Consider the following 19,594-nt stretch of genomic DNA (forward strand, 5'->3'; position numbering starts at 1 on the left):
CTACAATCGAACCCCCGGGAAAATCCCCGGTGGGTGGCCGCAGGATTTTTTTCGAACGGTCGTTCACAAATTTACGATTTGCGCTAAACTCATCGCAAGCCTCGATTCCCCATGAAGGTCCTCGATTTACAGTGTCCAGACGGCCATCGGTTTGAAGGCTGGTTCGCATCGGTTGACGACTTCGAGTCGCAACTGTCCCGCAAGCTGGTCGAATGTCCGATGTGCGGCGCCACCCACGTGACCCGCTTGCCGTCCGCGCCCCGGCTGAACCTGTCCGGCGCGAGCGAAACGCCGAAAGCGTCGCCGCACGAGCAGGCAGCGCAATGGCAGGCGCATGCGATGCGTGTAATCCGCGAGGTCCTCGAGAAGACGGAGAACGTAGGCGACCGTTTCGCCGAGGAGGCGCGGCGCATTCACTACAACGAAGCGCCGTCGCGCAGCATCCGTGGAGTCGCTTCCGCGGACGATGCGCAAGCTCTCGTCGAAGAAGGCATCGATGTGATGCCGCTGCCGGTTCCGGCCGCGTTGAAGGGTCCGCTGCAATAACGCCATGCGGGTCTTCGCCGCGGCGCGGGGAACGCTCCGCACCGGCCGCGGCCAGGAGACATTGCGCATGGATCTGGACTACACCCCCGCTGACGACGCATTTCGCGCCGAAATTCGCGCCTGGCTCGAGGCCAATCTGCCTCAAGCGATACGCGACAAGGTTCTCAACCACAAACGCCTCTCGCGCGACGACATTGCCAACTGGCACAAGCTGCTAGGCAAGCAGGGCTGGTCCGCGCCTGCGTGGCCCGCGGAGTGGGGCGGGCCCGGCTGGACCGAAACGCAACGCCATATCTGGGATGCCGAGTGCGGCCGCATCGGCGCGCCGCCGGTACTGCCGTTCGGCGTGTCGATGGTCGCGCCCGTGCTCATGAAATATGGCAACGAGGCCCAGAAGCGCCGCTATCTCCCGCGCATCCTTTCCGGCGAAGACTGGTGGTGCCAGGGCTACTCCGAGCCGGGCTCGGGATCCGACCTCGCGTCGTTGCGCACGCGTGCCGTTCTTGTGAAAAGCGGCGAAGGCGATCACTACGTCGTGAACGGACAGAAGACCTGGACCACGCTCGGCCAGTACGCCGACATGATGTTCTGCCTCGTGCGCACCGATCCTGCTGCCAAGAAACAGGAAGGCATTTCGTTTCTCCTCATCGACATGAAAACGCCCGGCATCACCGTGCGTCCGATCATCACGCTCGATGAAGATCATGAGGTTAACGAAGTATTTTTTGAAGACGTGAAGGTGCCCGTCGAAAATCTCGTTGGCGAGGAGAACCGCGGCTGGACCTACGCGAAGTATCTGCTCGGCCACGAACGCACGGGCATTGCGCGCGTGGGCGCGTCGAACCGCGAGCTCGCATTCCTCAAGGGCGTCGCCCTCGAGCAGAAGAAGCACGGTAAGCCGCTGCTCGAAGATCCCGTGTTCGCGGCGCGCGTGGCAGCCGTCGAAATCGAGCTGATGGCGCTCGAAGTCACCGCCGAGCGCGTGATCGCGAGCGCGTCCAACGGACGCGGCCCTGGTCCCGAAGCGTCGATGCTCAAGATCAAGGGCACGGAGATCCAGCAGGCGCTGACCGAACTGATGGTCGACGCGGTCGGCCCGCTTGCGGCGCCGTTCGATCCGGCCTTCCTCGAAGGCGAGCACGAACACGCGGCAGGCGGCGACGACGACGCGGCACCACTCGCGGCGTACTACTTCAACTATCGCAAGACGTCGATCTACGGCGGATCGAACGAAATTCAGAAGAACATCATCTCGCAGATGATTCTGGGGATTTGAGGAGCGGCGCCATGAACTTCAATTTCACCGAAGAACAACAGCAACTCGCCGACGCGTTGCGTCGCTATCTCGACAAGAACTACGGCTTCGAAGCGCGCCAGGCGATCGTGAAGGCGCCCGCTGGCGTTTCGGAGCAGCACTGGAACGCGTTCGTCGAACTTGGACTGACCGCGCTGCCGGTACCGGCGGAGCAGGGCGGCTTCGACGGCGCGCCATTCGACATGCTCGTCGTCATGCAGGAGCTGGGCCGCGCGCTCGTGGTCGAGCCGTACTGGGCAACCGCGGTGGGCGTCGAGGCGCTCAAGCTCGCGGGCGGTGCGGCCAATCCGGAAAACGCGGCGTTGCTCGAACGCGTGGCCTCGGGCGAGATCAAGCTTGCTGCCGCGTTCCACGAGCCGCAGTCGCGCTACGACCTGTTCTCGCTGGAAACGCAGGCGAAGGAAACCGGCGACGGCTTCGCGCTCACCGGCACGAAGTCGGTCGTGCAACACGGCGCCCAGGCCGACCACTGGATCGTGCCGGCGCGGTTCGCTGGGGAGCTCGCGCTCTTCGTCGTCGCTCGGGACGCGAAGGGTGTCGAGGTGAGCGATTACCGCACGATCGACGGCCAGCGCGCCGCGACGCTGACCTTCAAGGAAGCGCACGCGCGCCGTCTTGGCGACGCGCACGCCGGCGCGGCGACGTGGGAGAAGATTGCCGACTACGCCACCTTCCTGCTGTGCGCGGAAGCCGTGGGTGCAATGGACGCGCTTAACCATGCAACGGTCGAGTACACGAAGACGCGTCAACAGTTCGGTGTGCCGATCGCGCGCTTCCAGGCGCTGCAGCACCGCATGGCAGAAATGCTGATCCACGCCGAGCAGGCCCGCTCGCTGACTTACCTCGCCGCCGCGCGTTACAGTAGCGAATCGGCCGAAGAGCGGCGCCGCGCGATCTCGGCAGCGAAGGTGCGCGTGGGGCAGGCGGCGCGTTTCATCGGCCAGCAGGCTGTGCAGTTGCACGGCGGCATGGGTGTCACCAACGAAGTGGCGGCCGCGCATCTGTTCAAGCGTCTCGCGATCATCGAAACGACGCTCGGTGATGTCGATCATCATCTTGAACGCTTCGCCTCGCTGCCCGGTTTCGCGCAGGCAGCGTAATGCGTGGCGGCAGCAGGTAACATCAGTGGAGAATACGGATGGGCGTGAGTTACGAAGATCTCGAAGTAGGCAAGCGCTATGTGGTCGGTTCCCACACTTTTAAGCGCGACGAGGTAGTGCATTTCGCGGAGCAGTTCGATCCGCAGCCGTTCCACATGAGCGAAGCGGGCGGCGAGGCGTCGATGTTCGGCGGCCTCGTCGCGAGCGGCTGGCATACCTGCTCGGTCATGATGGGCATGCTCGTGCGCAATTTTCTCAAGGACTCGACCTCGATGGGCTCGCCCGGCGTCGACGAGATCCGCTGGCTCAAGCCCACGCGCGTGGGCGACACGCTGACGATGACGAACGCGATCCTGAGCAAGCGTGTTTCGGCGAGCAAGCCCGATCGCGGCATCGTCGAAACGCAGTGGGAAGGTCACAACCAGCACGGCGAACTGATCGTGACCGTGCGTTCGAAGGCACTGTTCGGCCTTCGCCATCCAGGGAGCGCAACGTGAGCGAAAGCGATGTCATGCAGATTGCCGACGCGGCGGCGTTGCGCGCGCTGATCGGCGCGGGGCCGTTCGTGAGCGGCTGGCGCGAGGTGAGCGAGGCGGACGTACACGGTTTCGCCGACGCCACGGGCGACCACCAGTGGATCCACATCGACGCCGAACGTGCGCGCCGCGAGTCGCCGTTTGGCGGCCCGATTGCGCATGGCTTCCTCACGCTTTCGCTGATTCCTGTGCTGCTCGGAGGAACACTGCACATGCGCCAGCGCATGGGCGTGAACTACGGGCTCAACCGCGTGAGGTTCACGCAGCCGGTGCCCGTGGGCGCGAAGGTGCGTGCACGTATCGCGGTGAAAGAAGTGAGCGACGTGGAAGGCGGCGGCGTGCAGGTCGCGTGGGATGTGAGTATCGAGCGCGAAGGCAGCGAGCGGCCCGCATGCGTGGCCGAGTTCATCACGCGGCACTACTTCTAGGTTTGTTGCGCGATGAACGAAAAGGGGCGCTCCGCTGCAAGGCGGGCGCCCCTTTAGTTTTGCCCGGGCTTCAGCGCAATTAGTGCCTGGCGTACTGCGTCGCGCCGAACAGCATCTCCTTCGCCTTGTCGTCCATGAGCGGCTTGCGCGCATTGGCGAGCACTTCCACGCCGCGCTTGACCGCCGGCCGCGCCGCGATCGTTTCGTGCCAGCGCTTCACGTTGGGCAGCGAATCGAGATCGATGCCCTGGTTTTGCCAGGAGCGCGTCCACGGGAACGCGGCGATATCCGCGATGGTGTACTCGTCGCCGGCCAGATACTCGGTCTTTTCCAGCTGCGTTTCCATCACGTTGTAGAGCCGCTTCGCTTCATTCGTGTAGCGATTGACCGCATAGTCGATCTTCTCGGGCGCATAGATGCGGAAGTGGTGCGCCTGGCCGAGCATGGGGCCGAGGCCGCCCATCTGGAACATCACCCATTGCAGCACGTCGTAGCGCGCGGCGAGGTCCTCAGGCATGAAGCGGCCGGTTTTCGCGGCGAGGTAGATCAGGATCGCGCCCGACTCGAACAGCGAGAACGGCTGGCCGTCGGCGCGGCGCGGGCCTTCGGAGTCGGTAATGGCGGGAATCTTGTTGTTCGGGCTGATGGCGAGGAATTCGGGCTTGAACTGGTCGCCTGCACCGATATCGACCGGATGCACCCGGTATTCGAGGCCGGTTTCCTCGAGCATGATATGGACTTTGTGACCGTTCGGCGTGGCCCAGCTGTAGACGTCGATCATCGTGGCTCCTTGGCACCATGAAAGAAGGCGCCGCGAAAGTCTGGATAGTCTTCCGCGACGCCCGATCTGGCGCAAATTAGCATAGATCGGCGTCGCTCGCAGAGGGCGCAAGAGCGCCCCTGCTGCGCTTGTGGACTTGCGCGGACCTACGAACGCGTGACCGGCATCTCTACGCGCGACGCCGCTCCCGCGTCCATATGGCGCGCGAGTTCGAGCTTGGCGATGGCGTTGCGGTGCACTTCGTCGGGGCCGTCGGCGAAGCGCAGCGTGCGCGCCGAAGCGTACGAGTACGCCAGCGGGAAGTCGCCGCTCACGCCCGCCGCGCCGTGCACCTGCATGGCCCAGTCGATCACCTGGCAGGCCATGTTCGGCGCCACCACCTTGATCATGGCGATCTCACCGCGCGCGCCCTTGTTGCCGACGGTATCCATCATGTATGCGGTCTTGAGCGTGAGCAGCCGGGCCTGTTCGATCATGCAGCGCGCTTCGGCAATGCGCTCCTGCGTGACGGTCTGCTGGGCGACTGCCTTGCCGAATGCCACACGTGAAAGGGCGCGCTTCGCCATGAATTCGAGTGCGCGTTCCGCGAGGCCGATGAGACGCATGCAGTGGTGAATGCGGCCCGGTCCCAGTCGCCCTTGCGCGATCTCGAACCCGCGGCCTTCGCCGAGCAAAATGTTCGCAGCGGGCACGCGCACGTTTTCGAGCGTGATCTCCATATGGCCGTGCGGCGCGTCGTCGTAGCCGAACACGGTGAGCGGGCGGCGCACGGTGATGCCGGCCGAGTCCGAGGGCACAAGGATCATCGACTGTTGAGCATGGCGCGGCGCATCGGGATCGGTCTTGCCCATCAGGATGTAGATCGCGCAGCGCGGGTCGCCCGCACCCGACGACCACCACTTCGTGCCGTTGATCACGTAGTCATCGCCGTCGCGCTCGATGCGCGTCTGGATGTTCGTCGCGTCCGACGAGGCCACGTCGGGCTCGGTCATCAGGAAGGCGGAGCGGATCTGGCCTGCCAGCAGCGGCGCGAGCCATTGCTGCTTGTGCGCCTCGCTGCCGTAGCGCTCGATGGTTTCCATGTTGCCGGTGTCGGGCGCGCTGCAGTTGAACACTTCAGGTGCCCAGTGCACGCGGCCCATGATTTCGCACAGTGGCGCATATTCGAGGTTCGTGAGGCCCGCGCCGCGTTCGGAGGCAGGCAGGAACAGGTTCCACAGCCCAGCCGCGCGCGCCTTTTCCTTCAACTGCTCGACGATCTCCGTGGGCACCCACGCGTTGCCATTCGCGCGATTGCGCTCGACTTCCTCGTGGAAAACGGCTTCGTTCGGATAGATGTGTTCGTCGAAGAACGCGAGCAGTTTCTCGCGCAGCGCCTGCACTTTCGGGGAGTAATCGAAATTCATCGGTAACCTCGCAATGCGATGCAGTGACAGTGACAGTGACAGTGACAATGAAAAGTAAGTCGTTTCTCGAACGCGTTTCAGCGAACCTTCTGCGCGTAGCGCCAGGCGAGCTCCGCCATCGGCCTCGCGCGGCGCCCTGCGTCGATTGCCTGCGCGCTCGCGGCTGTGCCGTCCACCACGCGTTTCATGATGCCCTGCAGGATCGCCGCGATCCGGAACATGTTGTACGCAAGATAGAAGTTCCAGTCGCCGCGAATCTCGAGGCCGGTGCGCTCGCAATAGCGCGCGACGTACTGCGCCTCGTCGGGAATGCCGAGCGCCTGCCAGTCCAGCCCGGCAATGCCGCGGAACTGCGCGGGATCGACGTGCCAGGCCATGCAGTGATAGGAGAAGTCGGCGAGCGGGTCGCCGAGTGTGGAGAGCTCCCAGTCGAGCACGGCCAGCACGCGCGGCTCGTGCGGGTGAAAGATCAGGTTGTCGAGGCGATAGTCGCCATGCACGATGGATACGCGTGAGCCCGCATCATCGGGCATGTGCTGCGGCAGCCATTCGATCAGGTGATGCATGGCGTCGATGCACTCCGTTTCCGAGGCCTGATACTGGCGGCTCCAGCGATCGATCTGGCGTGCGAAATAATTGCCTGGCTTGCCGTAATCGGCGAGGCCCACGGCGTCGGGTTTCACGTTGTGGAGCGCGGCGATCACACGGTTCATCTCGTCGTAGATCGCGCCGCGTTGCTCGCGCGTCATGCCGGGCAGCGACTGGTCCCAGAGCACGTGCCCCTCGACGAACTCCATCACGTAGAACGCACGGCCGATCACCGCTTCGTCGTCGCAGAGCGCGAGCATTTTTGCGACCGGTACGTCGGTTGCGGCGAGCGCGTCCATCACGCGGTATTCGCGTTCGATCGCGTGCGCGGACGGCAGCAGCTTCGCCTTGGGTCCCGGCTTCGCGCGCATCACGTAGGTGCGGCCGGGTGTGACGAGCTTGAACGTCGGGTTCGACTGGCCGCCGGCGAACTGCTCGATCGTGAGGGGGCCTTTGAAGCCTTCCACGTGAGCGGCGAGCCAGGTGCCCAGCGCCTCGGTGTCGAAGCGCTGGCGCTCGGCAACCGGGCGCGTACCTTCGAACGCCGAGTAGTCGGGGCGCGGTTGCGCGTTGTTTTGCGTGTCTCCATCCGGGGTGGCTTGCGCCATATTCGTCTCCCTTCTCCTGATTCTCCTGTGGGTCGCCGCGCGTCAGCCGCGCGGTTTATAGCGCAGGTACTGCGCGTACAGCATCTCCATCGTCGTGTTGCGGGTGTCGCGGTGCAGCGGCGAGGGCGGCGCGTGGTTGAGCATGCGCACGACCCAGTCTCGCGGCGCGGCGCCGACATCGAGTGCGTTGATGCAGCCCGTGGCCTGCGCGAGATGGCCGAAGAATGCGCGTCCGCCCGCCGTGATCGCATGCGAAAGAATCGCGCGGTTCACGCCGCCGTGCAGCACGAGCAGTGCCGAGTCCCACGAACGGTCGGCGCGCAGTGCATCGAGCGGCGGCAGCACGCGGTCGAGCAGCTCGCCGATGGTCTCACCGCCGAGAAAGCGCGTGTCTTCCGGCACGATGCCGTCGAACACGCGCAGAAAGGCGGCTTCGACTTCAGCGGGGGGAATGGCGGCGAGACGGCCGCCGCGAATCTCTTCCCACGCGCTCTGCACTTCGAGTTCAATCGACTGACCGGTTGCCGCGAGCACGCGCTGCGCAGTCTCGACCGTGCGGCGCAGTCCGCTCACGATCACGCGATCGAAACGCACCCCCTGCAGGGCGAACGCTTCGCCGGCGGCGGTTGCCTGGGCGCGGCCGTTCTCGTTGAGCGGCACCGTGTCCGGGTCGATTGCGCGACCCGTCTCGTCGAAGTAGGTGACGTCGCCGTGACGCATCACGTAGAGGCGCCGGCGCGCGGGCAACTGGTATTCGGTCATGGGTGTGCCGCTCGTGCGGATAGAAGCGGATTTACTTGTAGACAGGGGCGCGTTTTTCGAGGAACGCGGTAATGCCTTCGAGGCCGTCGCGGTGATGCAGCGACGCGACGAAACTTTCGCGCTCCGCAGCGAGCTGCGCGTCGAGCGGTTGCGTGTCCGCGACGTTCGTCAAACCCTTGATGCGCGCGACCGAATTCGGCGAGATCTTCGCGAGTTCGTCGGCCCAGGCAAGCGCCGTATCGAGCGCCGTGTGCGGCTTCGCGAGCCGGTTCACGACGCCCAGTTCCGCGAGACGCGCCGCGCCGATCGGCTTGCCTTCGACCATCAGCTCGAACGCGAGCGAGCGCGGCAGCGAGCGCGCGAGGAACCACGAGCCGCCGCCGTCGGGCGTCAGACCCACACGCGAATAGGCCATGACGAACTTCGCATCGTCGGCGGCGACGAGCAGGTCGGCGGCGAGCGCGAGCGAGAAGCCCGCGCCGGCGGCCGCGCCTTCCACGGCCGCGATGATCGGCTTGCTCGACTGGCGCATCGCGGTGACCCACGCAGCGAGCATGTCGATGCTGGCGGCCTGCACCGAAGGGTCCTTCGCGCGGTTTTCGAGCAGGCGGTTGAGGTTGCCGCCCGCGCAGAAGAAGTTGTCGGCGCCCGTGAGGACGATCGCGCGCAGCGACGGGTCGCGCTCGGCGGCGTCGAAGGCTTCGACGGCGGCGGCGTACATGTCGGGATGCAGCGCGTTGCGTGCGCCGGGGTTCGACAGCGTGAGGACGAGTGTCGATTCGTGGCCTTGCGGGCGGGTGCTGCGGAGTTCTGCGCTCATTGCGGAGCCTCGTTCGATGCGTTGATGTCTGCTGCTTCGGCGTGCGTCAGCGAAAGGCCGAGCTGCGCGCGGCGCGCGAGCCACGGCGACGGGCGATAGCGCGGCTCGCCGAGCACGCTGTGGATGTTGCGCAGGATCGTGAGGATCGTGCGCGCGCCCAGCGCGTCGCCGAGCGCGAGCGGGCCGCGCGGGTAGCCCAGGCCCAGCGTGACCGCGAGGTCGATGTCGCGGGGCGTGGCAATCTGCTTTTGCGCGATGTCGCAACCGATGTTGACGATCGTCGCGACGATACGCTGCGCGACAAAGCCCGTCGAATCGCGGATCACGGTGACTGGCACACCGTCGGCGGCGAAGAACGCGTGGCCCGCTTCGCATGCTTCGCGCGTGGTGGCGGGTGTCGTCATCAGCGTGCGGCGCTTCGCGGTGCCGAGCGGGAACAGCGTGTCGATGGCGACGACGCGGCTCGCGTCGAGCTGCTCGTCGAGCGCGGCGGTCGTGGCGTCGAGGCCGAGCGGCGCGACGACGATCAGCGAGTCCGCTGCCGGTGTATCGCCTTGGTCGATGGGCACACCCGCTTTCGCTGCGAGCGCGAGCACGGCGTCACGCGCGGCGGCGTTGCGGCGGCTCACCCAGACGCGCGCGGGCAGCGCTGTGGGCGCAGCGGGCTCGTCGGGCACCTCCTGCTTGCCATCGACATAGCGATAGAAGCCTTCACCGGCTTTGCGGCCGACGAGGCCCCCCGCAAGCCGCACGCCGGTAATGGGCGAGGGCGTGAAGCGCGGCTCCTCATAGAACTGGTGATAGATCGACTCCATCACCGGATGCGAGACATCGAGCGCGGTGAGGTCTAGCAGCTCGAACGGTCCGAGGCGAAAGCCCGCCTGCTCACGCATGATGCGATCGATCTCGACGAAGCTCGCTACGCCTTCGCCCGCCACGCGCAGGCCTTCGGTATTCATGCCGCGGCCCGCGTGATTGACGATGAAGCCGGGCATGTCCTTCGCGCGCACTGGCGTGTGGCCCATGCGGCGCGCGAGCGCCATGAGCGCGTCGCCGGCCGCGGGATCGCTGCGCAGGCCGTCGATCACTTCGACCACCTTCATGAGCGGCACGGGGTTGAAGAAGTGATAGCCCGCGACGCGCGATGGATCGCTGCACGCGGCAGCGATGGCGGTAATGGAGAGGGAAGAGGTGTTCGAGACGAGCAGGCAACGCTCGCTCACCACGGTTTCGAGCTCGCGAAAGAGCGTACGCTTGGCCTCGAGATTCTCGGCGATCGCCTCGATCACGAGATCGCAGAGCGCGAGTTCATCGAGCGTGTGCGCGCCGCTCACGCGTTCGAGCGCGGCCTTGGCGGCGGCCTCGTCGAGCTTGCCTTTTGCCGCGAGTTTCGCGAAGGTGTCGGCGAGATAATCGCGCGCGGCGGCGACCGCCTGCGGGTTCGTGTCGTAGAGGCGCACCGAGAGGCCCGCCTGTGCGGCGATCTGGGCGATACCGCGGCCCATCGCGCCGGTGCCGACTATGCCGATTGTCTCAATGTTGAAATGATGTGAAGTCATTGGAAGCCTGGCTCCATGATTGGCCTAGAATAGCACGCTCGTACAATTTTATGAAAACGGTTCGGCAGTTTCGATAAGGGAACTGCCCCTCTCAAGGAGGCAACGAGGATGATCAAACTGCACGGTTTCGCGCTTTCGAATTACTACAACAAGGTCAAGCTTCTGCTGCTCGAGCACGGCATCGAGTTCGAGGAGGTGCCGAATAAACTGCCGCTCGAAGAGGCGCTGCTCGCGCAGTCGCCGGGCGGCAAGGTGCCTTTCATCGAAACGGAACAAGGCTTTTTGTGCGAGTCGGAAGTGATCGTCGAGTATCTGGCGGCACGCTTTCCAGAGAAGCACATTTTCGCGGCGGATCCGTGGCAGGCGGCGAAGGAGCGCGAACTCATCGTCTTCATCGAGACGCATCTGGAGTTGAACGCGCGTGAACTGTACGGCGAGGCGTTCTTCGGCGGCAAGGCGATGGAAGAGGTCAAGACGACCATGGAAAAGCGGCTGCGCCGCTACGTGGCGGCCTTCAGGCGGATCGCGAAGTTCGCGCCTTACGTGGCGGGCGAGCAGTTCGGCGCGGCCGATGCAGCGGCGTTCGTGAGCCTGCCGCTTGTGGGCCGCGCGACACAGGCGGTCTACGGCAGCGATTTCCTCGCCGAAGTGGGCATCGACTGGAAGTCGTATATCAAGCTGATCGGTGAACGCCCGACGGCGCAGCGCGTCAACGCCGACCGCAAGGCGTATATCGAGGCGAACTCGTAAGCGTTGCGGCACTTTGCACATGGTTGCGCGCGATGATCGGGAACGCACTGCCGTTCGCGGATTCATCGCGCGCGAACGACTTCAGAGCCGCGCGAGCCGCTCGAGCGCGGTCGCGAGCGTGCTTTCCTGCTTGGCGAAGCAAAAGCGCACGACGCCCGATTCGTGCGCCTCGTGATAGAACGCTGACACCGGAATGGCCGCCACGCCGATCTCCGCTGTGAGCCACTTCGAGAATTCCGCTTCGGGCAGATCGCTGATCGCCGAATAGTCCACGCACTGGAAGTAGGTGCCTGTGCATGGCAGCAGCTTGAAGCGCGTGTTGGCGAGTCCGGCGCGGAAGAAGTCGCGCTTCTTCTGGTAGAACGCGGGCAGTTCCAGATACGGCTTCGGATCGCGCAGATATTGCGCGAGGCCGAACTGCATCGGCGTGTTCACGGTGAACACGTTGAACTGGTGCACCTTGCGGAACTCGGCCGTGAGCGGTGCGGGCGCGGCGACATAGCCCACCTTCCAGCCCGTCACGTGATAGGTCTTGCCGAAGCTCGACACGATGAAGCTGCGCGCGGCCAGTTCCGGATAGCGCGCCACGCTTTCGTGCGGCTGGCCGTCGTAGACCATGTGCTCGTAGACCTCGTCGGAGAGGATCAGCACGTTGGTGCCCCGCACGATCTCCTCGAGCTTTTGCATGTCCTCGGCGCGCCACACTGTGCCCGTGGGGTTGTGCGGCGTGTTGATGAGGATGAGGCGCGTTTTCGGCGTGATGGCCGCGGCGAGGCGGTCGAACGGAATCGCATAGTCGGGCGCTTCGAGCGTCACGAACACGGGCTTGCCGCCCGCGAGTTCGATCGACGGCAAATAGCTGTCGTAGGTCGGCTCGACCACGATCACTTCGTCGCCCGCGTGCACGGTCGCGAGAATCGCCGTGAGGAGTGCTTGCGTGGCGCCAGCGGTCACCGTGATCTCTCTATTGGCGTCGTAGCGGCGGCCGTACACGTGCTCGATCTTGTCCGCAATCGCCTCGCGCAGCGCGGCGATGCCTGCCATCGGCGGGTACTGGTTGTGGCCCTCGCGCATGGCTTGCGCGACGGCGTCGACGATGCGCGCGTCGCAATCGAAGTCGGGAAAGCCCTGACCCAGGTTGACCGCGCCCTTTTCGGCGGCGAGCGCGCTCATCACGGTGAAGATCGTCGTGCCGACGTTCGGCAGACGCGACGGAAAAGAGGGCGTGAGCAGGGTGTCCTGCGAATTCTGCGTGGGATGCGGTGCGTTCATGTCGCGGGCGGCAGTCAGGCGTTGGGACGGGAAAGGTTGATTGTAGGCAAATCGGCGCGGCAGCGGTGATCAGGCCGGGCGCGTGCGCCGCGATGCAGGGGCATCAGGCCTGTGTTGCTTGAACTGCGTTTTGCATGCATTCGGCGACGAAGGCGTCGGGCGTCGCGATGCGAAAGCCGAAGTCGCGCGCCACACGCTTCGCGAGCTTGAGCACCGCGCGGTCCTTCGAGACGAGCCACTGTGCGCCGCTTGCTCGCGCCAATTCCAGAAACTTCTGGTCGTCGCGGTCGCGGCATTGGGGCAGGGGCCGCGCGTCGGCGGGAAGCTCGGGTAGCTCGATCAGTTCGACGAGCCTGGCCAGCGCGGCGAGCGCGTCCGCTTTCGCGACGCCGCGGCCAGCGAACTGCGGATAGTCGAGCACGTGAGCCAACTCGGCCTGGCAGCGCGCGTCGATCAGCGCCTGGATCGCGCCGCGCTCGAGCGCCACGCGAATGGGGCGCGTGTGCGGGTCGTCGAACACGAGGATATCGAGCCAGACGTTCGAGTCGAGAACCACGGGGAGCGCCGCGGCGGCGGCGGGCGAGAGGGATGCTGCGGTTGGGGGCGTGAGGCCGGTCATTCGTGAATTCGCTACAATCGGGCTTTCGCCTTTGAACATCGGCACATCGTGCCTGCAAGCCTCTATGATAATCGTTCTGTCGCCGGCCAAATCGCTCGACTATGACACACCGGCGCACATCGAAACCCACACCATCCCCGATTTCGTCGACGACGCAGCCGAGCTGATCGCGGGCCTGCGCCGCCTCTCGCCGCAACAGATCGGTTCGCTGATGAGCATTTCCGACCCGCTCGCGCGCCTGAATTTTCAGCGCTATGCCGACTGGTCGAAGCAGTTCAGCCAGACCAATGCGAAGCAGGCCGTGCTCGCGTTCAATGGCGACGTCTACGAAGGCTTCAACGCGAAGTCGCTCTCGTCGGCGGATCTCGACTATGCGCAACAGCATGTGCGTGTGCTCTCCGGGCTCTATGGCTTGCTGCGTCCGCTCGATCTGCTGCAGCCATATCGCCTGGAAATGGGCACGCGTTTCGAAAATGCGCGCGGCAAGGATCTCTACGCGTTTTGGGGCGAGCGCATCACGCACGCGATCAATGCGCAGATCGAGCACAACCACGCGAAAGCGAAGAAGGGCGCGCGCGTGCTGGTGAACTGCGCGTCGAACGAGTACTTCAAGGCGGTGAAGCCGAAGAAGCTCGCCGCGCCTGTCATCACGCCGGTATTCGAAGACTGGAAGGGCGGGCGCTACAAGATCATCAGCTTCCACGCGAAGCGCGCGCGCGGATTGATGGCGCGTTATGCCGTCGAGAACCGCGTTGCCGAGCCCGAAGCGCTCAAGGCGTTCGACGTGGAAGGCTACGCGTTCGATGCGGATGCATCGAACGATTCGACCTATGTATTTCGTCGGCGCATCGCCGAGTAAATGAACAAGTAAGCGGGAAGGAAAACACCATGACGATTGCCATTACCAGCCAGTTCGATGCGGGCGCGATCGAGGTTCTATCGTGCGAGCGCGCCGACGACATCCGCCTGCGCGTGCGAGCGGACAACCAGTCCGAGTTCGCGCAATGGTTCTACTTCCGCATCTCGGGCGTGCGCGGCGAGCGTTGCGTGATGACGTTCGAGAACGCCTCGGCCTGCGCATTTCCCGAGGGTTGGCACGACTATCAGGCCGCGGCGAGCTACGACCGCGTGAACTGGTTCCGCGTGCCGACCTCCTATGACGGGAAGGAACTCGTCATCGACCACACGCCCGACTTCGACAGCATCTACTACGCGTACTTCGAGCCGTATAGCGAAGAGCGTCACGCGGAATTCCTTGGCGCGCTTCAGCAACTGCCGCACGCCGCGCTCACGGAACTCGGCCAAAGCGTGGAAGGCCGGCCCATGTCGCTGCTCTCGCTCGGCATGCCGGGCGATACCGCGCCTGACGGCAAGCCCAAGAAGACGGTCTGGATCATCGCGCGCCAGCATCCGGGCGAGAGCATGGCCGAGTGGTTCGTGGAAGGGTTGGTTAAGCGGCTCGCCGGTTGGGGCGATTGGGCGGGCGATCCGGTCGCGCGCAAGCTGTACGACCGCGCCGTATTCCATATCGTGCCGAACATGAATCCGGACGGTAGCGTGCACGGGAATTTGCGCACCAACGCCGTGGGCGCGAACCTGAACCGCGAGTGGATGGGGCCGGACGCGCAGCGCAGCCCCGAAGTGCTGGTCGTGCGCGATGCGATCGAAGCCACGGGCGTCGATCTTTTCTTCGACATCCATGGCGACGAGACGCTGCCCTATGTGTTCGTGGCGGGCTCGGAAATGCTGCCGGGCTTTACCGATCAGCAACGCACGGAGCAGAAGGCGTTCATCGAGGCGTTCAAGGTGGCGAGCCCCGACTTCCAGGATCAGCACGGCTACGAGGCGAGCCGCTACCGCGAAGATGCGCTCAAGCTCGCGTCGAAGTACATTGGCCATCGCTATGGCTGCCCGTCGCTCACGCTCGAGATGCCGTTCAAGGACAACGCCAATCTGCCCGACGAACGCGTAGGCTGGAACGGCGAGCGTAGCGCCGCGCTTGGCGCTGCGATGCTACAGGCCATCCTGCATCACGTAGAGACGTTCGCGTAACACGCGGCCCTCGCCACGCAGACGTTAAGGAAAGGGGGAAACGGCCTGGCCGTTTCCCCCTTTTTTTCATCGAGAATAGCGAGGAGTTCAGTGAGCCGTCGTTTTCTTCTTTGAAGTCGTTTTCTTCGCAGCGGATTTCGTCGTTGTCGATTTGCTGGACGATTTCGTGCTGCTCGTCGACGACTTGTGGCTCGACTTGTTCGAGGGCGCGTTCTTTGAGCCCTTGCCAGTGGCCTTCTTGGTCGAATGCTTGCCCTTTCCATGTGTGCCGCCCTGCGACGCTGTGCCGCGCTCGCTCCGTGCGTGCGCCGGCGGGACGGGATCGTTCCAGCTGAACGCGAGCATCTGCTGCCCGACATAGCCGCAGCGAAACTTCAGATCGTAGGGCGCGTTGCCGCTTTCTTTGGCAATGCCGATGCCGTCGACTGTCACGATCGTATCGACCTTCACGCGTTGCTTGCCTTCGTCGAACGAGTCGTTCCACGGCGTCACGCTCGCGTGCGCTTTGTCGAACGAACTGGGCGGAAACTCGACGTGATCGAGCGCCGCCGACGTGCTTGCTACGAAATCGCCATGCGCCGCGCAGTCCGCGACTAGCGGGTCCGCGTGCATCTGGGTGACGAACTGATTGACGAGATCGTTGTGTTGATCGAGTTGATCGGCCTGCGCGGCTGGCGCGGCGATGAGCATGAGGCTCGCGGCGCACGCCGCCAGTTGACCGGCTACGAACAAAAGCCGGCGGGATGCATGGTTGCAGTCCATCTACTTGCTAGGGAAGAGGGGTGAGACGTCAGGCACCGTAAGATGCTGCGCAGCTGGGTTGAGTTCAATTCGGAAACAATTATTTTGTTCTGTCTGAGCGGCGGGATCGGCGTAAGCGCTGCTGGGTATGCGCCGATGGTCGATCGCGACGTATCGTCGCGCCCGTCGTCACGTTGCTGGCGGTGCGGCGTCGAGCTGAGGCAGCGCTCAGGTTCGCGGGCCGCCCAGGCGATAGCGACGCACGTCGTAGGTGGTGACCCAGGCCGGCCGGTAGACGGCGATCAGCGCGGTCGCCATGCCTGTGAACCAGGCTTCGCCCGAAGCGAGCAGAAATACGCTGAATGCATAACCTGCGGGCACGGTAATCGCCGATCCGCCGTTGAGCGTGACATGGGTGCCGAGCGCGAGATAGGCCGCCGCCGAAACGGCGATGGCCGGCGACACGAAACCCTGGCCGACGATGAACATGAAGAGGTTGCGCGGCAGCCACGCGGTGCAGGCGCGCTGCAGCAGCGCCGAAATCGCGACAGGGAAGGCGCCGAATATCAGGAAGGTGAGGGCGACGCCTTCCCAGGGGGCGTCGAAGACAAGCGCGGCGAGCCCGACGACGATGCCCATGGCGACGAGCGCGAGCCCCCAGTCGAATAGCGTGACCACGAGCGTGGCGCCGAGCAGGTGCAGCACGGTGCCGTCTTCGAGCCACGCGTTGCTCGCCCACAGCACGGAGATCGCGACGGCGATCGCGAGCCACACGTGCTGGAGCGTCGCGTCTTGCAGACGCTTGAAGGGGTTCTTCCATAGCGCGAGCGCGAGCAGCCCCACGGTGACAACCCAGGCACCGATTGCAACCCAGAGCGGAAGCGGCGTAAATAGGAACCCCATGTGCTTCATATTACTCGTTGGAAGGCAAGACGTGTGCGCGAGCGAGCACCAGGGCTTCCTCGTCCGCGCTCTCGCTGGCCTCGTCGACCTCGACGGGGCGCACCTGCTGCGCCGCGGCGGGGTCGCCATAAGGCGTCACCGGCTCCGCGGCGATGGGCAGCGGCGCCACACTGTCGCCTGACAGCAACGGATAGCGAAGCGCCAGACCTTCACGTGCGCGCAATGGCACCGGGCCGTGTTCGCCGTGCCTGGGCTTCGCCGCCCGCTCGCATCGCGCGCGCAGCACCTGCAGCTGGTTCGCGAGCAAGCCGTTGTAGATCGCGACGGCCGCCGCGCGATTGGGCGCGCCGAGCTGCTGAAAGATGCTTGTCAGATGGACTTTCACCGTGCCCTCGCTGATGCCGAGCGCTCTCGCGATCATCTTGTTCGTATTGCCCATATGGACGCAGCGCAGGATCTGCTCCTGTCGTGGTGACAGGTCGACCTTCGGACGCACCTTGCGGGCCTGTGCGGCGGCCTTGGCGTTGCGCCGGGGCGGCAGGGGCCATGGCGTGCATGGACCGAGCACGTCGGTCGGCAGATGATCGCCGCCGAGCATGATGAGCTCCAGAAACTTCACGATCAGGAGGGAGTCCGTGGTGCGCCGGATGATGCCGCGGGCGCCTTCGTTGATGAGCGCGCGCACGGTCGTGGGCGTCTCGGTGCTGTCGACCAGTATGGCCACGGGCAGGCCGCGGTGCCGCATGACAAAGTGGCGCAGTTCGCCGGCGCGGATGCCGTCGTGCCAGTCGATCACGATCAGGTTGGGGGTGAACCGTTGCATGGCGCGCTCAGCGCTGCGCCAGTCCGGCGCATCATTGAAGCGTGCGCGACGGTCGATTTGTCTTAACAGCGCCTTGAGCCCTTCGCGCCTTTCGGCGTCCGGATTGAGTACAACGAACCGCATGGATATGCCCTCCTCTCGTTGACGGCCTCTCGAAATGTTGTGCAACGCGCACCGCTTCTAAGCGGCGGTGAACCAGACCAACAGCACCATGATGACAAAAAGGTTGAGCGCTGGCGGCCTGTCCAAAAGGCATAAGACATAGGGCAAAAAAAAGTCCCGCACACAGGCGGGACCGGGTAGGAATTTGGGCGTTGTCCTAGTGGAAGTGTGGTTGTACGGGCTCAGCATCTTCTGGCATCTCGGCGTGGACGATCTCGCCGAGTGGATCCGCATAGAGCGGCACGCCGCAGTCATCGCAATATTCCGGCTCGAAGCGGCCAGCGTGACGACGGATGTCGGTGATGCCCGATTCCTTCAGCAGTGCAACGATCTCTTCGAGCGGACCGCTGCTGACATTCTCTTCGGTCGGTTCTTCGTCGATCTCGGCGTCGCCGTTCTCGCGGCCATAGAGCGGCCAGACCACGCCATACAGCACGTCGTTGCTGCCGCGCTTCGTGAAAGCGATGCGGTATTCGTCGATACGGCGCTCGCCGAAGCCGGCGACGACGGCGCGCAAGTCCTGAGCGCCTGCGCCGATCGTGTCGAGCAGATAGCGCACGGCGGTGCGGATCGTGTGCGGGCGCACGCGCTCGTCCGCGTCGCGGCAGGCGGAGTAGTAGGCGTCCGGCAGCAGGCACTCGAACTCGCAGCCCGGCATGACGACGGCAAGGTTGGCGCCGCCCTGGGTGGCCCATTGTTCCAGGCATTGACCGCGTTCGATGCGCGAGCCGTGCTCCTCTTCCTGCCAGCGGAAGAGCGGGGCGCCAACAGGAGCTGCGACGACGGCGAGCAGGAAACGCGGATCGGCGAGGATCGGCGACGTTTCCGGCAGTTCGCCCGAGCTGATTTTAGCCGGCGCGCCGCTCAGCGCCGCCTGCGTAAGCTGTTGTGCGAGGCGCCAGGTTTCGACATGGTGGCGTGGCAACTGGTCGATGCTATAGAGATAGGGGGCCATCGACACGCGTGTGCCGTTCGCGAGCACATGGGCCTGAAGATGGGTGCGCAGGGCGTCTGCCCCGTCGGCCTTCAGCGGGCCCGAAGGGATGACATAGCGCGTCCAGGCCAGCACTGGCGCGGCGACGAGCAGCGCCTCATATTGCGCGCCGTCGTGTTCGACGACGAACGATTCGCTGTGCGTCTCGGCCATGTCAGCGAGCGCGCCGTAGGCGTCCGGATGATTCTGCTGCAGATGATCGAGCGCGGCGTCGAGCGTAGTCTGATTGCCGTTGCGCACGACCTTCGCTAGCAGCGTGTCGAGCTTTGCCTCCCAGAAGCGGTCTTCGGTGCGGCTGCCCGAGGCGAACAGGGCGAGCGAGAGGCCGACGAGCTTGTCGGCGTCAGGAGGAAGGCGTTTGGCGATTCGCGAGCGCATAAATCCGTGAGTTGGGGTGCAGAGAACCCCATATTCTAGTCGGTTCCGCGCGCGCCATCGGATTGGGCAGCAGGAGCGCGTCGGATCGGCACGGGCGCGCTGCTGGATCGTGGTTGCTGCGGAGCCGGAAGGCATCGGCCGGACGCACTATGGCGACTACTACTTGAGGTAGGCGAGCCGTGTTTAGCCTATTCTGTTAGCCCGTCAAAAAACCGCTTGCAAGATGTCGCTTGCGTGACTAGAATTCCGGTCTTTCGCGCTTTCGATGAAGGCGCGGGGAGACGGGAAGCCCGGGCGAAAGCCTTGTGGCGACTGGGTCTGCGGGTGATTCGAAGTTGAGCGGCAGGTTGAACGAAGTTAAAAAACCTGTTGACAGATCGCCGGGCAGTCTTCATAATCTCGTTTCTCTGCTGCAGACGCAGCAACGCAGAAAGAAGCCGGTAGTTAAGTG

20 protein-coding genes are annotated in these 19,594 nt (G+C 64.6%); 8 read left to right on the forward strand and 12 right to left on the reverse strand.

Going from position 1 to position 19,594, the window contains the following annotated elements; all coding sequences use genetic code 11:
* The first annotated feature begins 111 nt into the window (after positions 1 to 111).
* From M3I54_RS32515 to M3I54_RS32535, 5 genes are all read left to right on the forward strand, one after another.
* Positions 112 to 546, forward strand: coding sequence for a DUF1178 family protein (locus tag M3I54_RS32515; protein ID WP_254343218.1), 435 nt, complete (start codon positions 112 to 114; stop codon positions 544 to 546).
* Between the two features lie 67 nt (positions 547 to 613).
* Positions 614 to 1,822 carry an acyl-CoA dehydrogenase family protein gene (locus tag M3I54_RS32520; RefSeq protein WP_254343219.1) on the forward strand — a complete coding sequence of 403 codons (1,209 nt, stop codon included), beginning with the start codon at positions 614 to 616 and terminating at the stop codon, positions 1,820 to 1,822.
* Between the two features lie 11 nt (positions 1,823 to 1,833).
* Positions 1,834 to 2,961: an acyl-CoA dehydrogenase family protein gene (locus tag M3I54_RS32525; RefSeq protein WP_254343221.1), complete on the forward strand. Its 1,128-nt coding sequence runs from the start codon at positions 1,834 to 1,836 to the stop codon at positions 2,959 to 2,961.
* Positions 2,962 to 2,999: 38 nt separating this feature from the next.
* Positions 3,000 to 3,458 carry a MaoC family dehydratase gene (locus M3I54_RS32530; RefSeq protein ID WP_254343222.1) on the forward strand — a complete coding sequence of 153 codons (459 nt, stop codon included), beginning with the start codon at positions 3,000 to 3,002 and terminating at the stop codon, positions 3,456 to 3,458.
* Positions 3,459 to 3,472: 14 nt separating this feature from the next.
* A complete protein-coding gene (locus tag M3I54_RS32535; RefSeq protein WP_254343255.1) occupies positions 3,473 to 3,925 on the forward strand; it encodes a MaoC family dehydratase in 453 nt (150 codons plus the stop codon).
* A 79-nt stretch (positions 3,926 to 4,004) separates the two neighbouring features.
* Here M3I54_RS32535 and M3I54_RS32540 read toward each other — a convergent pair whose 3' ends face one another.
* From M3I54_RS32540 to M3I54_RS32565, 6 genes are all read right to left on the reverse strand, one after another.
* Positions 4,005 to 4,706, reverse strand: coding sequence for a glutathione binding-like protein (locus tag M3I54_RS32540; RefSeq protein ID WP_028205659.1), 702 nt, complete (start codon positions 4,704 to 4,706; stop codon positions 4,005 to 4,007).
* Positions 4,707 to 4,852: 146 nt separating this feature from the next.
* The gene (locus tag M3I54_RS32545) at positions 4,853 to 6,112 is read right to left on the reverse strand and encodes an acyl-CoA dehydrogenase family protein (RefSeq protein WP_254343224.1); all 1,260 of its coding nucleotides are present in this window, start codon (positions 6,110 to 6,112) and stop codon (positions 4,853 to 4,855) included.
* 77 nt (positions 6,113 to 6,189) lie between these two features.
* Positions 6,190 to 7,308 (reverse strand): phosphotransferase, encoded by a 1,119-nt coding sequence (locus M3I54_RS32550; protein WP_254343226.1) that lies wholly within the window; start codon positions 7,306 to 7,308, stop codon positions 6,190 to 6,192.
* A gap of 42 nt (positions 7,309 to 7,350) precedes the next feature.
* Complete coding sequence (locus M3I54_RS32555) at positions 7,351 to 8,070, reverse strand: histidine phosphatase family protein (protein ID WP_254343228.1); 720 nt, start codon at positions 8,068 to 8,070, stop codon at positions 7,351 to 7,353.
* Positions 8,071 to 8,101: 31 nt separating this feature from the next.
* Positions 8,102 to 8,890 (reverse strand): oxepin-CoA hydrolase, alternative type, encoded by a 789-nt coding sequence (locus tag M3I54_RS32560; protein WP_254343237.1) that lies wholly within the window; start codon positions 8,888 to 8,890, stop codon positions 8,102 to 8,104.
* Positions 8,887 to 10,449: a 3-hydroxyacyl-CoA dehydrogenase gene (locus M3I54_RS32565; protein WP_254343238.1), complete on the reverse strand. Its 1,563-nt coding sequence runs from the start codon at positions 10,447 to 10,449 to the stop codon at positions 8,887 to 8,889. The genes M3I54_RS32560 and M3I54_RS32565 overlap by 4 nt, the downstream gene beginning before the upstream one ends.
* Before the next feature lie 108 nt (positions 10,450 to 10,557).
* On the opposite strand from M3I54_RS32565, the gene M3I54_RS32570 reads away from it, so the two are divergent.
* Positions 10,558 to 11,199, forward strand: coding sequence for a glutathione S-transferase (locus M3I54_RS32570; protein WP_254343239.1), 642 nt, complete (start codon positions 10,558 to 10,560; stop codon positions 11,197 to 11,199).
* A gap of 81 nt (positions 11,200 to 11,280) precedes the next feature.
* On the opposite strand, the gene M3I54_RS32575 is transcribed toward M3I54_RS32570, so the two are convergent.
* Entirely contained in the window at positions 11,281 to 12,471 is a 1,191-nt protein-coding gene (locus tag M3I54_RS32575) for a pyridoxal phosphate-dependent aminotransferase (protein ID WP_254343240.1), read from the reverse strand.
* Between the two features lie 103 nt (positions 12,472 to 12,574).
* Positions 12,575 to 13,090 carry a putative toxin-antitoxin system toxin component, PIN family gene (locus M3I54_RS32580; protein ID WP_254343241.1) on the reverse strand — a complete coding sequence of 172 codons (516 nt, stop codon included), beginning with the start codon at positions 13,088 to 13,090 and terminating at the stop codon, positions 12,575 to 12,577.
* Between the two features lie 64 nt (positions 13,091 to 13,154).
* Here M3I54_RS32580 and yaaA point away from each other — a divergent pair, with 64 nt between their 5' ends.
* Positions 13,155 to 13,949, forward strand: coding sequence for a peroxide stress protein YaaA (gene yaaA, locus M3I54_RS32585; RefSeq protein WP_254343242.1), 795 nt, complete (start codon positions 13,155 to 13,157; stop codon positions 13,947 to 13,949).
* Between the two features lie 29 nt (positions 13,950 to 13,978).
* Positions 13,979 to 15,142, forward strand: coding sequence for a M14-type cytosolic carboxypeptidase (locus tag M3I54_RS32590; RefSeq protein WP_254343243.1), 1,164 nt, complete (start codon positions 13,979 to 13,981; stop codon positions 15,140 to 15,142).
* An 87-nt stretch (positions 15,143 to 15,229) separates the two neighbouring features.
* Here M3I54_RS32590 and M3I54_RS32595 read toward each other — a convergent pair whose 3' ends face one another.
* The 4 genes from M3I54_RS32595 to M3I54_RS32610 form a co-directional block, all read right to left on the reverse strand.
* Entirely contained in the window at positions 15,230 to 15,904 is a 675-nt protein-coding gene (locus M3I54_RS32595) for a BspC domain-containing protein (protein ID WP_254343245.1), read from the reverse strand.
* A gap of 207 nt (positions 15,905 to 16,111) precedes the next feature.
* Positions 16,112 to 16,786, reverse strand: a complete 675-nt coding sequence (locus tag M3I54_RS32600; protein ID WP_254343247.1) for an energy-coupling factor ABC transporter permease — start codon at positions 16,784 to 16,786, stop codon at positions 16,112 to 16,114.
* Between the two features lie 10 nt (positions 16,787 to 16,796).
* Positions 16,797 to 17,732, reverse strand: a complete 936-nt coding sequence (locus M3I54_RS32605; RefSeq protein ID WP_254343257.1) for a response regulator transcription factor — start codon at positions 17,730 to 17,732, stop codon at positions 16,797 to 16,799.
* A gap of 196 nt (positions 17,733 to 17,928) precedes the next feature.
* A complete protein-coding gene (locus tag M3I54_RS32610) occupies positions 17,929 to 19,143 on the reverse strand; it encodes a DUF2863 family protein (protein WP_254343249.1) in 1,215 nt (404 codons plus the stop codon).
* Positions 19,144 to 19,594 lie beyond the last annotated feature (451 nt).

Source organism: Paraburkholderia sp. CNPSo 3274, from assembly GCF_024206475.1.
Lineage (GTDB): Bacteria > Pseudomonadota > Gammaproteobacteria > Burkholderiales > Burkholderiaceae > Paraburkholderia.